The organism is Micromonospora aridisoli (assembly GCF_056150025.1).
Genome location: NZ_JAXCFK010000023.1, coordinates 33,917 through 51,341, shown reverse-complemented (window position 1 = coordinate 51,341; position 17,425 = coordinate 33,917). Strand labels below are relative to the sequence as shown.

Here is a 17,425-nt window from a genome sequence, read left to right as displayed (position 1 = left end):
GGGAAACGCCCGGTCTCATTCCGAACCCGGAAGCTAAGCCCTCCAGCGCCGATGGTACTGCACCCGGGAGGGTGTGGGAGAGTAGGACACCGCCGGACACACGTCACAGTCGAGGGCCGCCCGGTATCGGGCCGGCCCTCGACTGCGTTGCGTCGTTGACACGGCGCACTCAGGAAGGATGTACCTGTGAGTTCAGCACCTCAGGGCGGGGACCGCCCCCGGGGTTACGAGGGTCGGCCCGCGGATCGCGACGGCGGATCCCGCCGCGACGACCGCCCGTCGCGCCACGACCGGGGAGAGGAGCGGGGCTCCCGCGACGGCGGACGCGACGCCGGCGACCGAACCCGGTCCGGAGGATTTCGGCGCGATGGTGACCGTCGCGAGGGCGGGTTCCGCGACGAGCGCCGTGACCGAGGATTCGGCGGCGGTCGGGACGGTGCTGCGGACAGGGACCGGGGCGCTGGAGGCTTCCGCGCGGAGCGTCGCTTCGGCGACGACCGTGAGGGTGGATTCCGACGCGACAGCGGTGAGCGTTCGGGCGGCTTCCGCGGCGGCGACCGGCCAACTGGCGGTTTCCGTGGTGATCGCCGTGAGGGCGGCTCCCGCGGTGGTGAGCGCCGGGACGGCGGTTTCCGCGGCAACGATCGCCGTGATGGCGACGGCGATCGCCGTGAAGGCGGTTTCCGGGGCGGTGAGCGTCGCGACGGCGGTTTCCGGGGCGGCGACCGCCGTGAGGGTGGTTTCCGGGGCGGTGAGCGCCAGGAGGGGAGCTTCCGGGGCGACCGTCGGGACGGCGATCGCCGTGAGGGTGGCTTCCGTGGCGGGGATCGTCGTGAGGGTGGCTTCCGTGGCGGGGATCGTCGTGAGGGCGGTTTCCGTGGCGGGGATCGTCGTGAGGGCGGTTTCCGTGGCGGGGATCGTCGTGAGGGTGGCTTCCGCGACGGTGAGCGTCGCGACGGTGGGTTCCGTGGCGGGGATCGTCGTGAGGGCGGTTTCCGTGGCGGCGACCGTCGGGAAGAGGGCTTCCGGGGCGACCGCCGGGAGGGTGAGCGTCGCGAGGGCGGTTTCCGTCGAGACGCTGACCAGCGAGGCGGGTACCGCGACGACTCGCGGCGCGACCGTGGCTTCCGCGGTGGTGAGGGCCGCGAGGGCTCCTTCCGTGGTGAGCGTCGAGACGACGAAGGCCGCAGCGGCGGGTTCCGTGGCGGCGACCGTCGTGAGGGTGGTTTCCGTGGCGGTGACCGGCGCGAGAGCGGCTTCCGCGGTGACGAGCGTCGCGGTGGCGGGTTCCGTGACGGTGAGCGCCGTGAGGGTGGTTTCCGTGGCGGTGAGCGCCGTGAGGGTGGTTTCCGTGGCGGTGACCGGCGCGAGAGCGGCTTCCGCGGTGACGAGCGTCGCGGTGGCGGGTTCCGTGACGGTGAGCGCCGTGAAGGTGGTTTCCGTGGCGAGCGCCGCGACGACGAGCGCCGCAGTGGCGGGTTCCGCGGCGGCGACCGCCGTGAGGGCGGCTTCGGTGGCAACCGTCGTGAGGGCGGTTTCCGCGACGGTGAGCGTCGTGAGGGTGGCTTCCGTGGCGGCGAGCGTCGTGAAGGCGGGTTCCGGGACCGGGACCGCTCCGGTAGCGGAGCGGGTGGTTTCGGTGAGCGCGGTGGGTTCCGTCGTGGGGCGGACGAGCGTGGCGGCGAGCGTCGTGGCGGCGGATTCCGGGACGACCGGGACGGCGAGCGTCGTGGCGGCGGATTCCGGGACGACCGGGACGGTGAGCGTCGCTACGGGCGGGACGACCGCGATGGTGGTTCGACCGAGGACGGGCGTACGCCGGCACCGGCACTGCCCGACGAGATCGTCGCGACCGACCTGGACAAGGAGGTCCGCGCCGAACTGCTGTCGCTGGCGAAGCCGGTCGCGGAGACCGTAGCCCGGCATCTCGTGGCGACCGGCCAGCTGATCGACGAGGACCCGGCCGAGGCGCTGGCCCACGCACTGGCGGCGCGGCGACTGGCCTCGCGGATCGCCGCGGTGCGGGAGGCGGTCGGCCTGGCCGCATACCACGCGGGACAGTGGCAGTCGGCCATCGCCGAGCTGCGGACGTACCACCGGATGAGCGGTGCGCAGAGCCACCTCGCGGTCATCGCGGACAGCGAGCGGGCACTGGGTCGCCCGGAGCGCGCCATCGACCTGTTCCGCGGCGCCGACCAGGAGAAGCTCGACCCGGCCGTCGCCATCGAACTGCTGATCGTGGCCGCCGGTGCGCGTGGCGACCTTGGCCAGCGGGACGCGGCGGTGGCGATGCTCCAGGTCCCCGAGTTGACCACCGAGGCGGTGCAGCCATGGACGGCCCGGCTGCGGTACGCGTACGCCGACGCGTTGCTGGCCGTGGGACGGCGGGCCGAGGCGCGGGAGTGGTTCTCCCGCGCCGCCGAGGTGGACACCGAGGCGGAGACGGACGCCGCCGAGCGGCTGCTCGAACTCGACGGCGTGGTCATCGAGGGTGACGACGAGGACGAGGTGACCGAGGAACTGGTCGCCGGTCCGGGTGCCCCCGGAGCGGTGCCGGCCCGTCCGGACGCCACGTCCGCGGTGCCCACCGCCGATGTTTCCGACCGGGACGTTCCGGCCCCGGGCGGCGCCGCTTCCGACGAGCCGGACGTCAATGCGACGGTCGTCGCCGAGCCGAACGGCGAGGACGCGCCGGTCGAGGCGCGGACGGTCGACCACCCGGCAGAGACGCGGTCGGCAGACGATCAGACGGTGGACGAGGAGCCGGCGGTCCGGGACCTGGCGGTCGACGAGCCGGACGCCGATGGTGGGCAGGACCAGGCCGGCGGCGACGGGGTCGAAAACGTGGCAGCGGGCAACGACGTTGCCTCGGAGGCCGCCGAACTCGATGCCGTGGACCGTCGCGAGGAGGACGGGCCTGAGGAGCCGGAGGCTCGGCAGCGATGAGCGGGGACCGGCTGGTGGACGGTTACGCCCTGGTCGTCTTCGACCTGGACGGGGTGATCTACCTGATCGACCAGCCGATCCCCGGCGCGGTCGAGACGGTCGCCCGGCTGCACCAGGAGGGCCGGGCGATCGCGTACGCCACGAACAACGCGTCGCGGCGCGCCGCCGACGTGGCCGACCTGCTCACCGGGATGGGCGTGCCGGCGCGACCGGAGGAGGTGCTCACCAGCGCCGCCGCGGCCGCCCAGTTGCTGGGTGAGCGGCTGCCCGCCGGTGCGCCGGTGCTGGTAGTGGGTGCCGAGGCGCTCCGGTCCGAGATCAGCGAGGTCGGGCTGAAACCGGTCTCCACCGCCGACGAATCCCCGGTCGCGGTGATCCAGGGGTACGGGCCGCAGGTGGGCTGGGCCGACCTGGCCGAGGCCGCGGTGGCGGTACGCGCCGGCGCGACCTGGGTGGCCACGAACACCGACCGGACGCTGCCCAGCGGCCGTGGACCGTTGCCGGGCAACGGCGCGCTGGTCGCGGCGCTGGCCACCGCGCTCGGTCGGAACCCGGACGAGATCGTCGGCAAGCCGTCGCCGGAGCTGTTCGCGACCGCCGCCCGGCGGGTGGAGAGCGGTCGCGCACTGGTCGTCGGCGATCGCCTGGACACCGACATCGAGGGCGCCAACCGGGCCGGTCTGGACAGCCTGCTGGTCCTCACCGGGGTCAGTGACGCTGCCGAACTGCTCGCCGCGCCCGCCGAGCGGCGGCCGACCTACGTCGCGTGGAACCTGGGCGGGCTCTTCGATCCCGGTGGTGTGGTGCGGGTGCCGGCGTCGGGGGCCGACCAGGCCGGCTGGCACGTGACCACCGGGACGGACGGATGGCGGCTGTCCGGCTCGGGGCGTCCACTGGACGCGCTCGCGGCGCTCTGTGCGGCGGCCTGGCGCGGTCACCCGGCCGGCCCCGGTCGGGCGACGTCCACGGAGGCGGCGCGGGCTCTGGAGACGCTCGGCCTGGCGTCCTGACCGGCACCGGCCGGCTCAGAGCAGCTTGCGCAGCTTCATCAGGTCGAACGGGTTCGCCTTGATCGACACGCGGCGGTTGGCGACCGCGCGGGTGACGTCGAGTTCGCCGCGGACCAGGGCGACCAGGTCGTCGCTGGTGGTGCTCATCGCGATCTTCGCCTTCGGGTCGTCGCCGTCGGCCAGGTCCACCAGCCGTCCGCCGGTGAGCCGACCGTGGAACGCGGTCTCCAGATCGGTGATCCGGCAGGCCAGGGTGCGATCCAGGTCCACCCGGTCACGGACGGTCTCCGCGTTGCGTTCGAGCCGGGCGGCCAGATCCTGCAACGCCTGCCGACACTCGTCCACGGTGGCCACCATCGCCTCCTCGCCCACCACGTCGTCTCCCGGCACGGTACCGCACGGGACGGTACCGGCGGCCGGTAGCGTGACACCTGCACAGCCGGCGGGCGAAAGGACTCAGGCATGCAGGACGCGTGGCGCGCCTACCTCGAACTGGCCATGGGCCTGACGGAGGCGCCCCGAAAGAAGGCGCAGGACGCGGTACGCCGGGCGATGGGATCGACCGGGGCGACCGCCGCTCAGCTCCAAACGCTCGCCGAGGAGCTGCGCTCGACCGGCGCGGCCAACCGTGAGGCCCTGACCAAGCTGGTCCGGTTCGAGGTCGAACGTGCCCTCGGCGCGGTGGGCCTGGCCACCGCTGAGGAGGTGGCCGAACTGGACCGCCGCGTGCGGGAGTTGGAGCGCCAGCTTCGGGCGGCTTCCGCCGGCACCGCATCGGGGCCGGCGTCGTCCGCCGCTGCCCCCTCCGTCGGCACGCCACCGACCGCGGCCGCCGCCCCACCCACGAAGGCCGTGGCGAAGAAGGCCGTGGCGAAGAAGGCGGTCGCCAAGAAGACGGTGGCCAAGAAGACGGTGGCCAAGAAGCCCGTCGCCAAGAAGGCGGTGGCGAAGAAGACGGCGGGGGCGGTCGTGCGTACCGCCGATGGTGAGCCCGCGCCGCGACCGGCGAAGGCCACGCCGGCGCGCCGACCGCGCCCGGACGGTGCCGCGTGACCGGCCGACGCACCGGGACCTCCCGGAGCGGCAGGCCGCCGCGTCCCGGTTGCGGCCTCGGCTTGGCGGAGCGCGGGAGAGGGGCGGCATGAGCGCGCCTCGGCCCGGTCCGCCGCCGGGTCCACGTCCCGGTCCACCGCCGCAGCGGTGGACCGGTGACGGCGGCGAGGACGACGGTCATCCGGCGGTGGACGCCGCGGTGCAGGCCATCGCCAACGCCGCGACGCTCGGCCCCGCCGACCAGATCGCCCAGTACGAGGCCGCGTACCAGACGCTGCGGGAGACGCTGGCCACCATCGACCAGGCCTGAGGAGGCGCGTCCATCCATGGCACGGCGTAACCGGCTGGACGCCGAACTCGTCCGTCGCGGTCTGGCCCGCTCCCGCGAGCAGGCGGTCGCGCTGGTGGAGGCGGGCCGCGTCCAACTGCGGGGAGTGCCGGCACGCAAGGCCGCCGCGATGGTCGACCCCGCCGATCCGCTGCTGGTCACCGGTGCCGACCCCACGTCGGAGTACGTCTCCCGGGGCGGACACAAGCTGGCCGGCGCGCTCGCCGCGTTCGCCCCCGCCGGGTTGGCGGTGCGTGGGCGCCGCTGCCTCGACGCCGGCGCGTCCACGGGTGGCTTCACCGACGTGCTGCTGCGCGCGGACGCCGCCGAGGTGGTCGCGGTCGACGTCGGCTACGGCCAGTTGGCCTGGTCGCTGCGCAACGATTCCCGGGTACGGGTCTTCGAACGCACGAACGTCCGGACGCTGACCCCCGAGGCGATCGGCGGGCCGGTCGACCTGACCGTCGCCGATCTGTCGTTCATCTCGTTGCGGCTGGTGCTGCCGGCCCTGGCGGCCTGCACCAGTGCCGACGGCGATCTGGCGTTGATGGTCAAGCCCCAGTTCGAGGTGGGTCGGGAGCGGGTCGGCACCGGCGGGGTGGTACGCGATCCGGAACTCCGCGCGCAGGCGGTGCTCGATGTCGCCGCCGCCGCGGCGACGCTGGGGCTGGGGCTGGCGGATCTCGCGGCGAGCCCGCTGCCCGGGCCGAGCGGCAACGTCGAGTTCTTCGTATGGTTACGCCGGGACGCGCCACCGGCCGACCCGCACCGGGTGCGGGCGGTGGTGGCGGCCGGGCCGGGTGGTCCGGTGACGTCCGGCGACGGGCCGGACGAGGCGACGGAGGAGGCGGCCACGTGAGGGAGCGGAGCAGGTCTCGGCGAGCGAACCGTCAGCGCGGTCCGGTCGGGCGGGCGTCGCGGTGACCCGCACGGCCCTGTTGGTGACGCACACCGGCCGCCGACGCAGCACCGAGCACGCCCGTACGGTCGCCGCGGATCTGATCGCCGCCGGGTTCGAGGTCCGGGTGGTGGCCGAGGAGGCGGAGGATCTCGACCTGCCTGGCGTGGTGCCGGTGACCGGGCCGGAGGCGGCCGAGGGTGCGGAGATCGTTTTCGCGCTCGGTGGGGACGGCACGTTCCTGCGCGCCGCGGAGCTGGCCCGGCCGGCGAAGGTGCCGCTGCTCGGCATCAACCTCGGCAAGGTCGGCTTCCTCGCCGAGGCGGAGATCGACGATCTGGATGTCGCGGTCCGTGACGTGGTGAGCCGCAACTACAGCGTCGACGAGCGGCTGACCCTCGACGTGACCGCGGAGTTCGACGGCGGACCGACGATCGAGTCGTGGGCTCTCAACGAGATCAGCGTCGAGAAGGGCGAGCGGGCGCAGATGCTGGAGCTGCTCGTCGACGTCGACGGGCGACCGCTGTCCCGATACGGCTGTGACGGCGTGGTCTGCGCCACGCCCACCGGCTCCACGGCGTACGCCTTCTCCGGCGGCGGGCCGGTGGTCTGGCCCGAGGTGGAGGCGTTGCTGCTGGTGCCGATCAGCGCGCACGCGCTGTTCAGCCGGCCGCTGGTGACGGCACCCACCTCCACCTTCGCCATCACCGTCGACCCGTTCACCACCCTGGCGGTGCTCTGCTGCGACGGCCGGCGGGTCTACGACCTGCCGCCGGGCGCCCGGGTCACCGTGCGGCGGGGCACCCTGCCGGTACGGATCGTGCGGCTGCGGGACCGGTCCTTCACCGCGCGTCTGGTGGCCAAGTTCGACCTTCCGGTACACGGCTGGCGGGGCAACCGTCGCTGACGGTCTCTGACCGTGGTGGCCGCGCTGGCTGGTCAAGTGTCGGGCCTCGCGTCTACTGTCGGTTGCTGTGCTGGAGGAGCTGCGCATCACCGGACTGGGCGTCATCGAGGACACGACGCTGCCGCTGACCGGCGGTATGAACGTCATCACCGGCGAGACCGGTGCCGGCAAGACGATGGTGGTGACCGGGCTCGGCCTGCTCTTCGGTGGCCGGGCCGACGCCGGGCGGGTGCGGGCCGAGCCCGGCCGCGCCGTCGTCGAGGGCCGGCTGCGCCTGGGCGGCCGGGTGGCGGAGACGGTGCACGCCCGGATCACCGACGCCGGGGGTGAGCCCGACGAGGACGGCTCCGTGCTGCTGAGCCGCACGGTCACTGTGGAGGGTCGGTCCCGGGCGCACCTGGGTGGCCGTGGCATGCCGGTGTCGATGCTCAGCGAGGTCGGTGAGCAGGTGGTGGCGGTGCACGGCCAGTCCGACCAGTTGCGGCTGCTGCGCCCGGCCGAGCAGCGGGCCGCCCTGGACCGGTTCGCCGGTCCCGAGCACGAGAAGCTGCTCGACGCGACCCGGGACGCGTTCACGCGCTGGCGGCGGGTGGTCGACGACCTGGCGGACCGGCGACGCAACGCGCGGGAACGCCACCAGGAGGCGGACCTGCTGCGGTTGGGCCTCGACGAGATCACCCGGGTGGATCCGCAGCCGGGTGAGGATGACGAGCTGAAGGCGGAGACGCAGCGGCTGGAGCACGCGGAGGGTCTGCGTACGGCGGCTCAGCTGGCGCACCAGTGCGTGGCCGGCGGTATGGAGGCGGCCGACGACACCCCCGACGCCACGACGCTGCTGGGCACCGCCCGACGTACGTTGGAGGCGCAGACCGGCACCGACGCGGCGCTCGGTGAGCTGGCCGCCCGGCTGGAGGAGGCCGCCACCCTGGTCGCCGACGTCTCGGTGGAGCTGTCCACGTACCTCGCCGGCCTGGACGCCGACCCGGCCCGACTGCAGGCCCTCTACGAGCGGCGGGCCGCGCTGCGCGCGTTGACCCGCAAGTACGCCGACGACATCGACGGGGTCATCGCCTGGGCGGAGCGGGCGAGGACCAGACTCTCCGAACTGGACACCTCCGACGAACTGCTCGACGAGTTGGACCGGGAGGCGTCCCGGCTGGCCGCCGAGGTGGCCGAGCTGGCCGGGCGGCTCTCGGCGTCCCGGCAGGAGGCGGCGACGCGCTTCGCCGGCCAGGTCACCGTCGAGCTGGCCGGGCTGGCCATGCCGCACGCCCGGATCGAGGTGGCGGTGCTGCCCCGACCCGCCGGTCGGGCCGAGCCGACGTTGCCGGTCAACGGGGTCGACGTCGGCGTCGGGCCCGACGGCGGCGACGAGGTCGAGCTGCGCCTGCTGGCGCACCCCGGGGCACCGTCGCTGCCGTTGCAGCGGGGTGCCTCCGGCGGTGAGCTGTCCCGGGTGATGCTCGCCATCGAGGTGGTCTTCGCCGGCTCCGGCGGTCCGCCCACGCTGGTCTTCGACGAGGTCGACGCGGGTGTCGGCGGTCAGGCGGCGGTGGAGATCGGCCGTCGGCTGGCCCGGCTGGCCCGCAGCCACCAGGTCCTGGTGGTGACCCACCTGCCCCAGGTCGCCGCCTTCGCCGACCGGCACCTGGTGGTGGCGAAGGACACCGGCGGCGCGGTCACCACCAGCGGGGTGCGGGTGGTGGAGGACACCGAGCGCGCCCGGGAGCTGGCACGCATGCTGGCGGGTTTGCCCGATTCGGATCTGGGTATCGCTCACGCGGAGGAACTGCTGGCCGTGGCGGCCAGGGAACGACGGTCCTGAGGACCGCGATTGTGAGCGGAGGCACACCGGCCTTCGCCCATGTGTGCTTCCCTGGGTAGGCGGCCCTGCTCAGGCATGTCGCGACAGATTCGCCTGCCTCACATGCCAGGATGGTCACGATGCGTCTACCCACGTTGCGCCGGACCCGGAACGCGGAACCGGGACGAATCCTCGGCACCGCGCGCCTCGACCGCCGTACGAAGCGGCTGGTCGGCCGGCTCCGCCCCGGTGACATCGCGGTCATCGACCACGTCGACCTGGATCGGGTCGCCGCCGACTCGCTGGTCGCGGTCGGCGTCGGCGCGGTGCTCAACGCCAAGCCGTCGGTCTCCGGCCGGTACCCGAACCTCGGGCCGGAGGTGCTGATCTCGGCGGGCATTCCGCTGCTCGACGACCTCGGCGAGGGCGTCTTCGAGCGGATCCGTGAGGGCGACACGGTGCGCATCGAGGGCAACACCGTCTACCTGGGCGAGGACCCGGTGGCGCACGGCAGCCTCCAGGACGCCGAGAGCGTCGCCAAGGCGATGACCGACGCGCGGGAGGGCCTGTCGGTGCAGCTGGAGGCCTTCGCGGCCAACACCATGGACTACCTCAAGCAGGAGCGCGACCTGCTGCTCGACGGCGTCGGGGTGCCCGAGATCGCCACCGAGGTGCAGGGGCGGCACTGCCTGATCGTGGTCCGGGGCTACGACTACAAGGCCGACCTGGACGTGCTGCGCCCGTACATCCGGGAGTTCAAGCCGGTGTTGATCGGCGTCGACGGGGGTGCCGACGCCCTGGTCGAGGCGGGCTACACCCCGGATATGATCATCGGCGACATGGACTCGGTCACCGACGACGTGCTGCGATGTGGTGCCGAGGTGATCGTGCACGCGTACCCGGACGGGCGGGCGCCGGGGCTGCCCCGCGTCAACGGCCTGGGGGTGCCGGCGGTGACCTTCCCCGCGGCCGCCACCAGCGAGGACCTCGCCATGCTGCTGGCCGACGAGAAGGGCGCCTCGCTGATCGTGGCGGTGGGCACCCACGCCACCCTTGTCGAGTTCCTCGACAAGGGGCGCGGTGGCATGGCGTCGACCTTCCTCACCCGGCTCAAGGTCGGTGGCAAGCTGGTCGACGCCAAGGGCGTCAGCCGGCTGTACCGGCAGAGCATCTCGGGGTCGTCCCTGCTGCTGCTGGTTCTCTCCGCGCTCGCCGCCATGGCCTCGGCGGTGGCCGTCTCCACCGTCGGCAAGGCGTACTTGGGCGTGGTCTCCGAGTGGTGGGACAATTTTGTGTTCCAGCTCGGCCAGCTCTTCTAGCTCCCGACCGATCAAGAGGCGTCAAGCGTGATCAACTTCCGGTACCACGTGGTGTCCCTGACCGCGGTCTTCCTGGCCCTGGCGATCGGCCTGGTGGTCGGTACAGCCGCCCTCAACGGCCCGGTCGCGGACTCGCTTCGGGAGACCGTCAACGAGCTGCGCAAGGACAACCAGCAGATGCGCCAGGCGGTCCAGAGCATGCAACGGGAGCTGGAGCTGGAGGAGGACTTCGCCGCCGAGATGGCCCAGGTGATGCTGCCGGGCACCCTCAGCGGCAAGCGGGTGCTGGTGCTCAGCCTGCCCACCGGCCGCGACCACACCGAGGGTGTGCTCAAGATGCTCCAGCTGGCCGGCGCCGACGTCACCGGGCGGATCGACCTGCAGGACAAGTTCATCAACCCGGAGAACAACAACAACCTGCTCGAACTGGCGGTCACCGCGGCCCGCCCCACCAGCGCGCCGACGAACGGTCTGCCCGGCAACGGCCACGGCGTCGAGACCTCCAGCGCCCTGCTGGCCACCGTGCTGCTGGACCAGCCCGCCAATGCCGAGCCGGTCACCGAGGCCGACCGCCGGGCGGTGCTGGCCGCGTACGGCAATGCGAACTACCTGACCACCTCCGACCGGGTCACCGCGCCGGCCGAGGCCGTCGTGGTGGTCAGCGGGCAGCCGTACGTGGACAAGGACGCCGCCAAGAAGGACGAGTCGGTGGTCAAGATCGCCGAGCAGTTCGACCGGACCGGGGGCATCGTGGTGGCCGGCAACGGCTCGGCCGGGGGCAACCTGGTGGCCTTCGTCCGGGGCGACGCGGTGCTCACCCAGACCATCTCGACCATCGACAACGCCAACACCGTCCAGGGTCAGCTGGTCACCACCCTGGCGCTGGTGCAGCAGCTCGGCGAGCGCAAGGCCGGTCAGTACGGCGTCGGTGACGGCGCGGCCTCGCTGATGCCTAGACTGCCCCAGTGACGGATCCGACGATCTCCGCCGGCCGGCGGGAGGGGACGGCGTGAGCGAGCGTGGCGGTGACGTGAGGGTGTTCGGACGACTGTTGGCGGCCGGGGTCGGCGCGGCCGCCGCCCGGTACGCGCTGCGCGGGATCCGTACCGCACCGGCCGCGCCGGCACTGGAACGGACCAACTTCCGCGGACGCACGGTGACCCTGGCCGCCGGCCCGGCGCTCGCCGTGGGCGCCTCAGGTGCCGCCGCCGGGGCGGCGGCGAGCGTGCCGGCCGGGGCGGCGACGCTGGTGGCCGGGCTCGGCGCCGGTGCGGTGGGCCTCTACGACGACGTGGTCGGCGCTCGCCCGGACCAGAAGTCGGCCAAGGGCTTCGCCGGGCATCTGGCCGCGCTGCGGCAGGGCCGGGTGACCGCCGGTCTCATCAAGGTCGTCGGCGTTGGTGCGGCCGGTCTGGGCGCGTCGATCCTGCTCTCCGCCGACCCCGGGGTGGCCGGGCATCGCCGCCGGGGGCGGCAGGGCGCGTGGGGGCGGGGCGTCGACGTGCTGCTCGGCGCGGGCGTCGTGGCCGGCACCGCGAACCTGATCAACCTGCTCGACCTGCGCCCCGGACGGGCGCTGAAGTCGGGTCTGCTGCTCGGTGCGCCGCTGGTCGGCGGCCGCCACGGTGGGATCGCCTCGGGCGCGGTCGGCGCCGCCGCCGGGCTGCTCCCCGCCGACCTCGGCGAGGACGTGATGCTCGGCGACAGCGGCGCGAACGCGCTCGGCGCGGTGCTCGGGGTCGCCATGGCCGCCCGTACCGGCCCGGTCGGGCGGGCCGCACTGCTCGCCGTCCTCGCCGGGCTCACCGCCGCCAGCGAGAGGGTCAGCTTCACGAAGGTCATCGCGAGCACGCCGGGGCTGCGTGAACTCGACGCGCTGGGCCGACGCGCCGACTGACGTGACCAGACCGGCCCCCCTCGCCGGCGCCGGCCGGGTGGCCGGAGCGGCGGCCCTCATCGCCGTACTCACCGTGGTCAGCAGGCTGGCCGGGTTCGGGCGTATCGCCGTCTTCACCTGGGTGGTGCAGGACAGCGACCTGGGCGCGATGTACGTCCTGGCGAACACCGTCCCGAACATCATCTTCGAGATCGTCGCCGGTGGGGCGCTGGCCAGCCTGGTCGTACCGCTGCTCGCCGGAGCGGTCGCGGCGGGCGACCGGCGGGCGGTCGCCGCCACCACGGGGGCCCTGCTCACCTGGACGGTGACGTTGCTCGTGCCGCTGGCGGCGCTGGTGGCCCTCGGTGCCGGTCCGATCATCGCCGCGGTCGGTGACAGCCGGTCACCGGAGGAACTGGCGTCGGCCGCCCGGATGCTGCGGGTGTTCGCGCCGCAACTGCCGCTGTACGGCATCGGCATCGTGCTCACCGGTGTGCTCCAGGCCCACCGGCGGTTCGCCTGGCCGGTGATCGCACCGCTGCTGTCCAGCCTCACGGTCGTCGTGGTCTACCTGGTCTTCGCCGGGGTGGCGGGCACGGGGGCGAGCGTGGCGCAGGCCGGCCGCGGCGGTGAGCTGATCCTGTCGGTCGGCACCACCCTCGGCGTGGTGGTGCTGTCGTTGTCCCTGCTGATCCCGCTGCGCCGACTGCGGCTGACGCTGCGCCCCGGGTACGCGTTCCCGGCCGACGCCCGGGTCCGGATCCGCGGGCTGGCGGTGGCCGGCGTGGTGACGGTCACCGCCCAGCAGGTGGCGTTGGCGGTGATCCTCTACCGGTTGGCGAGCGGCCGGACCGAGGCGTTCCAGGTGTTCAACCTGGCGCAGACGTTCTATCTGCTGCCCTGGGCGGTGCTGGCGGTGCCGCTGGCCACCGCGGCGTACCCGACCCTCGCCACGGCGGCCGCCGGGGGGGACGACCGGAGCTACCGCGACGTGCTGTCGGCGACGCTGCGCGGGGTGCTGCTGTGCAGTTCCCTCGGTGCCGCGGTGCTGGTCGGCGCGGCCGGCCCGATCGGGCGGTTCTTCCCGCTCGACAGCGACGCGACGGCGGCCGCGATCGCGGGTTATGCTCCCGGGCTGCTCGGGTACGGACTCTTCGCGGTGTTGTCGCGGGCGTTGTACGCGCGCGGCGCGACGCGGGTGGCCACCGCCGCCATCACCGCCGGTTGGTTGGCGGTCCCGCTGGTGCTGTTCCCGTTGTCGGCCCTGCTCCCGGTGGCCGACCGGGTGCTGGCGGTGGCGTTGGCGAACTCGGCGGGAATGCTGCTGCTCGGCGCGCTGCTGCTGGTGGCCGTCGCCCGCTCGGCCGGCCGGGAGGCGCTCGTGGGCGGGGGCCGGGCCGGCGGGGCCGGCCTGCTGGCCGGCAGCACGTCCGCGGCCGCCGGGGTGGCGCTGCTGCGGCTGCTGGGCGCCGGGGGCGACCCCCCGGCGCGGTGGACGGCACTGATGCAGGGCATGCTGTCCGGAGTCCTGGTCGCTGTCGTGTTCCTCGCCGTGGTGTGGTTGGTCGACCGGCAGGACCTGCGGCCACTGCTGACCGGGCTGGGTCGACGCCTGCGCCGGGCCCGGCCTGCGGGCCGGAAGGAGGAAGTGTCCCGGTGAGCGCGAGGAGTGAGCTTGCGAGCCCCGCAGTCGCGAACGGAGTGCTGGTCCGGTGAGCGCGAGGAGTGAGCTTGCGAGCCCCGCAGTCGCGAACGGAGTGCTGGTCCGGTGAGCGCGAGGAGTGAGCTTGCGAGCCCCGCAGTCGTGAACGGAGAGTTGGTCCGGTGAGCGCGGCGAGTGGGTCGGCGGCTGGTCCGGACCGACCGGGGACGGTGGTGCTGCTGCTCGCCTCCAGCACCGGCGGGGTGGGTCAGCATGTCCGGTCGCTGGCGCGGGGACTGGCCGCCGCCGGGCAGCCGGTGCTGGTCTGCGGGCCGGCGGCGACCCAGGACCAGTTCGACTTCGTCGCCGCCGGTGCCCGGTTCCGGCCGGTGGAGATCCCGTCCAGCCCCACTCCGGCCGATGCCCGCGCGGTGACCGTGCTGCGCCGGCTGCTGGCCGGGGAGGCGGTCAGCGTCGTGCACGCGCACGGGTTGCGCGCCGGGTTGGTGGGGGTGCTGGCCCGACCTTCGGCGCCGCTGGTGGTCACCTGGCACAACGCGGTGCTGGCCGGCGGGTTGCGTGGCGGTCTGTCCCGGCTGGTGGAGCGGATCGTGGCGCGGGGTGCCCGGGTGACCCTCGGTGCCTCCGCCGACCTGGTCGCGCGGGCCGCCGCGCTGGGCGCGGGGGATGCCCGGCTCGCTCCGGTCGCCGCCCCTGAGCTTCCCGCGCCGCGTCGTCGGCGGGCCGCCGTCCGCGCCGAGTTCGCCGTCGCCGCCGATCAGCCGTTGATCCTGTCGGTGGGTCGGCTGCATCCGCAGAAGCGGTACGACGTGCTGGTGGACGCCGCCGCCAGGTGGCGGGACCGCAACCCGCCGCCGGTCGTCGTGATCGCCGGCAGCGGACCGGCCTATCTGCCGTTGGCCGCGCGGGTCAGCGCCGCCCGGGCGCCGGTGACCCTGCTCGGGCACCGTACCGACGTGGCCGACCTGCTCACCGGCGCCGACCTCGCGGTGGTCACCAGTGACTGGGAGGCCCGGCAGCTGTTCGCGCAGGAGGCGCTGCGGGCCGGCGTACCGCTGGTGGCGACCGCGGTGGGTGGGTTGCCGGAGCTGGTCGGCGACGCGGCGGTGCTGGTGCCGGCGGGTGATGTGGACGCGGTCGACGCGGCGGTCCGGGCACTGCTCGACGACGAGGCCGGCCGCGCCGAGCTGGCGCGGCGCGCGGTGGCGCGGGCGGCGACCTGGCCTACCGAGGCGCAGACCCTCGCGCAACTGCTCGCGCTCTACGCCGAGCTGGCGCCCGGCCCGGCCACGCCGGACGCCGACGCACCGTCGACGGGACGCCGGTGATGTTGCGCCGAATCACGCCGATCCTGCTCACCCTGGTCGTGGTGGCGCTCGCGGTCACCGCGCTGGCCGCCCGGCCGCAGCACCCGCCGGCCGGGCAGAGCGCCGACTACGTGGTTCTCGTCGGCGTGTCCGGGTTGCGTTGGGACGACGTGGACGCGGAGCGTACGCCGACGCTGTGGCGGCTGGCCCGCGACGGCTCGATCGGGTCGCTGTCGGTGCGTTCCGCGCACCGGCCGACCTGCCCGGTGGACGGCTGGCTGACCCTCGGCGCGGGCAGCTTCGCCGCCTGGACCGGCAACCGGGCCGCCGACGGGCAGTGTGCTCCGGTCGACGTGACGGTGGAGCAGCCGGACGGCATCGGGGCGAACCTGCCGGACCAGGAGAGTGTCGTCCTGCACAACCAGGACCGGCTGCCGTGGGGCACGGTGCCGGGTGCGTTGTCGGAGTCGGTGCGGTGTTCGGTGGCGGTCGGACCGGGTGCGGCGGTGGCCGCGGCCCGACCGTTCGGCCGGGTGGACCGGTACGCCCCGACGCTGCCCACGGAACCGGCGGAGCTGCTCGGCTCCTGCGTGCTCAGCATCGTCGATCTCGGCACGGTGGACGGCGAGGACCCGGCGGTGCGGGCGGCCGCGGCTCGGGCCGCCGACGCGCAACTGGCCCGGGTGCTCGACGGTCGGCCACCGAGATCCCTGGTGATCGTCGCCGGGGTATCCGACACCGAGCGGCCGTCCCGACTGCACGTGGCGGTCGCCCATGGACCAGGCTGGGAGGAGGGCTGGCTGACCTCAGCCAGCACGGGCCGTCGGGGCTACCTGCAACTGATCGACCTGGCCCCGACCGCGCTGACCGCCCTGGGGCGTCCGATGCCGGACCGGCCCTTCCTCGGAAGGCCCGCCGAGTCGGTCGGCGGCCGGCCGGCCGACCCGTCCGCCGCGATCGCCGAGGCCGCCGACGCCGACCGGGAGGCCGCCGCCCAGCGGGAGGTGGCCGGCGGGTTCTTCACCCTGCTGGCGGTCGCCCAGGTGGCGCTCGCCGTGGCGGTGCTGCCGCTGCTGCGCCGGGCCCGCCGGCACGCTGGGCCGTACGGGCCGAAACCGGTGCCGCCCGCGGTGGTGGCGACGGTCGAGGTGCTGCTGGTGGCCGCCGCCCTCGCGATACCGGCGGCGCTGATCGCCGAGGCCGCGCCGTGGTGGCGCTACGCGCATCCGGCGGCGTCGTTCGCCGGGTTGACCGTCGTGCTGCTGGCCGCCACGACGCTGCTGGTACGGCTGGCCCCCGGCTACCGCACCACCCTGGGCCCGCTGGGCGCGGTGGCCGGGTTGACCACGTTGGCCGTCGGCCTGGACGTCGTCACCGGTGCCCGGTTGCAGCTCAACGCTGTGGTCGGCTACTCCGCGCTGGAGGGGGGCCGCTACGCGGGGCTCGGCACCGTCGGGCTCGGCGTGTTCGTCGCCGCTGCCCTGCTCAGCGCCGGCTGGCTCGCCCAGCGGGTACGCCGCGGCTGGCGGCCGATCGTCATGGTGATCGTGGGCGGCGGGGCCGTGGTGGTCGTCGGCAGCCCGTACCTGGGCGCCGACTCGATCGGTGCGATCGCCCTGACCGCCGGGGTGAGCGTGGCGGCGGCGATCAGCGCGGGGGGCTGGCTGACCCTGACCCGGCTCGCCTGGGCGGCCATGGCGGGTCTGGCCGTGACGGTCGGGTTCGCGGTGGTCGACCTCGGTCGCGCTCCGGCCGAACGGGGCAGCCTGGGCCGTTTCCTGGCCGCGCTCGGCGACGGCACCGGTGGGCTGACCGTGCAGCGGGCCAGTGCCGCCAGCTTCGACACCCTGGTCAACAGCCCGCTGACGGTGCTGGCGCTGGCCGGGGCGCTGCTGGTCTGGTTCGCGCTGCTGCAACCCTGGGGCGGGCTCATGCGCCTGTTCGGCATCTACCCGGCGATCCGGGCGGCGATGGCGGGTACCGCGGTGGCGGCGGTGATCGGCGGTCTGCTCGGTGCCGCGGCGCTGGACGTGGCCGGGGCCGCCGCCGCGGTGGTGGTGCCGATGGCGGCGCTGTCGGCGCTGCGGGTGCTCGACCACTCGGCGGACCGGACCCGGCCGGGGGTGGACCGTCCGGTCGAGGGCGAGCCGGGTGTGCGGTCGTCGGCCGAGGTGGTGAGCGGGTGACCGGACGGCGGTACCCGGGTGCGGCCCCGACCTGCCGCCGGGGAGGTGTTACCGTGGAATCCCGTGGATCGCGTGATCACTTCGCTGATCGGCTCGGCGGTCTGCACGACCGCGACGGACGACACGGG

At 74.3% G+C, this 17,425-nt stretch carries 14 protein-coding genes, 1 rRNA gene and 1 pseudogene; 14 read left to right on the top strand and 2 right to left on the bottom strand.

What is annotated here, in order from left to right; all coding sequences use genetic code 11:
• A 5S ribosomal RNA gene (gene rrf, locus SM447_RS28515) occupies positions 1-98 on the top strand; the annotation flags it as partial.
• A 94-nt stretch (positions 99-192) separates the two neighbouring features.
• Here the strand turns inward: rrf and SM447_RS28510 are convergent.
• Positions 193-1,980, bottom strand: coding sequence for a hypothetical protein (locus tag SM447_RS28510; protein ID WP_474575971.1), 1,788 nt, complete (start codon positions 1,978-1,980; stop codon positions 193-195).
• Between SM447_RS28510 and SM447_RS28505 the strand changes: the two genes are divergently transcribed.
• Together SM447_RS28505 and SM447_RS28500 are read left to right on the top strand one after the other, a co-directional pair.
• Positions 1,885-2,946, top strand: coding sequence for a tetratricopeptide repeat protein (locus tag SM447_RS28505; RefSeq protein ID WP_474575970.1), 1,062 nt, complete (start codon positions 1,885-1,887; stop codon positions 2,944-2,946). The two genes, SM447_RS28510 and SM447_RS28505, sit on opposite strands and share 96 nt — an antisense overlap.
• Positions 2,943-3,956 (top strand): HAD-IIA family hydrolase, encoded by a 1,014-nt coding sequence (locus SM447_RS28500; RefSeq protein ID WP_474575964.1) that lies wholly within the window; start codon positions 2,943-2,945, stop codon positions 3,954-3,956. The genes SM447_RS28505 and SM447_RS28500 overlap by 4 nt, the downstream gene beginning before the upstream one ends.
• Positions 3,957-3,971: 15 nt before the next feature.
• Here SM447_RS28500 and SM447_RS28495 read toward each other — a convergent pair whose 3' ends face one another.
• Entirely contained in the window at positions 3,972-4,310 is a 339-nt protein-coding gene (locus SM447_RS28495) for an SCP2 sterol-binding domain-containing protein (protein ID WP_474575969.1), read from the bottom strand.
• Positions 4,311-4,418: 108 nt separating this feature from the next.
• On the opposite strand from SM447_RS28495, the gene SM447_RS28490 reads away from it, so the two are divergent.
• The 11 genes and pseudogenes from SM447_RS28490 to SM447_RS28440 form a co-directional block, all read left to right on the top strand.
• Positions 4,419-5,009 (top strand): phasin family protein, encoded by a 591-nt coding sequence (locus SM447_RS28490; protein ID WP_474575963.1) that lies wholly within the window; start codon positions 4,419-4,421, stop codon positions 5,007-5,009.
• A gap of 88 nt (positions 5,010-5,097) precedes the next feature.
• Positions 5,098-5,319, top strand: coding sequence for a hypothetical protein (locus tag SM447_RS28485; protein ID WP_474575962.1), 222 nt, complete (start codon positions 5,098-5,100; stop codon positions 5,317-5,319).
• 16 nt (positions 5,320-5,335) lie between these two features.
• Positions 5,336-6,196 carry a TlyA family RNA methyltransferase gene (locus tag SM447_RS28480; protein ID WP_474575961.1) on the top strand — a complete coding sequence of 287 codons (861 nt, stop codon included), beginning with the start codon at positions 5,336-5,338 and terminating at the stop codon, positions 6,194-6,196.
• Between the two features lie 61 nt (positions 6,197-6,257).
• Entirely contained in the window at positions 6,258-7,142 is an 885-nt protein-coding gene (locus tag SM447_RS28475) for an NAD kinase (RefSeq protein ID WP_474575960.1), read from the top strand.
• Between the two features lie 67 nt (positions 7,143-7,209).
• A complete protein-coding gene (gene recN, locus SM447_RS28470) occupies positions 7,210-8,967 on the top strand; it encodes a DNA repair protein RecN (RefSeq protein ID WP_474575959.1) in 1,758 nt (585 codons plus the stop codon).
• A gap of 119 nt (positions 8,968-9,086) precedes the next feature.
• Positions 9,087-10,265 carry a putative cytokinetic ring protein SteA gene (gene steA / locus SM447_RS28465; RefSeq protein WP_474575958.1) on the top strand — a complete coding sequence of 393 codons (1,179 nt, stop codon included), beginning with the start codon at positions 9,087-9,089 and terminating at the stop codon, positions 10,263-10,265.
• Positions 10,266-10,292: 27 nt separating this feature from the next.
• Complete coding sequence (locus SM447_RS28460; RefSeq protein WP_474575957.1) at positions 10,293-11,234, top strand: copper transporter; 942 nt, start codon at positions 10,293-10,295, stop codon at positions 11,232-11,234.
• 61 nt (positions 11,235-11,295) lie between these two features.
• The gene (locus SM447_RS28455) at positions 11,296-12,162 is read left to right on the top strand and encodes a hypothetical protein (RefSeq protein WP_474575968.1); all 867 of its coding nucleotides are present in this window, start codon (positions 11,296-11,298) and stop codon (positions 12,160-12,162) included.
• A 1-nt stretch (position 12,163) separates the two neighbouring features.
• Positions 12,164-13,801 (top strand): murein biosynthesis integral membrane protein MurJ, encoded by a 1,638-nt coding sequence (gene murJ, locus SM447_RS28450; RefSeq protein WP_474575956.1) that lies wholly within the window; start codon positions 12,164-12,166, stop codon positions 13,799-13,801.
• Positions 13,802-13,965: 164 nt separating this feature from the next.
• Positions 13,966-15,132, top strand: coding sequence for a glycosyltransferase family 4 protein (locus SM447_RS28445; protein WP_474575955.1), 1,167 nt, complete (start codon positions 13,966-13,968; stop codon positions 15,130-15,132).
• A pseudogene (locus SM447_RS28440) lies at positions 15,132-17,261 on the top strand (hypothetical protein); the annotation flags it as partial. The gene SM447_RS28445 and the pseudogene SM447_RS28440, both read left to right, overlap by 1 nt.
• Positions 17,262-17,425 lie beyond the last annotated feature (164 nt).

Excerpts from the sequence above, each read along its gene's own strand:
- SM447_RS28500 (WP_474575964.1), top strand. The coding sequence starts at position 2,943 with ATGAGCGGGGACCGGCTGGTGGACGGTTACGCCCTGGTCGTCTTCGAC.
- SM447_RS28490 (WP_474575963.1), top strand. The coding sequence starts at position 4,419 with ATGCAGGACGCGTGGCGCGCCTACCTCGAACTGGCCATGGGCCTGACG.
- SM447_RS28485 (WP_474575962.1), top strand. The coding sequence starts at position 5,098 with ATGAGCGCGCCTCGGCCCGGTCCGCCGCCGGGTCCACGTCCCGGTCCA.
- SM447_RS28480 (WP_474575961.1), top strand. The coding sequence starts at position 5,336 with ATGGCACGGCGTAACCGGCTGGACGCCGAACTCGTCCGTCGCGGTCTG.
- steA (WP_474575958.1), top strand. The coding sequence starts at position 9,087 with ATGCGTCTACCCACGTTGCGCCGGACCCGGAACGCGGAACCGGGACGA.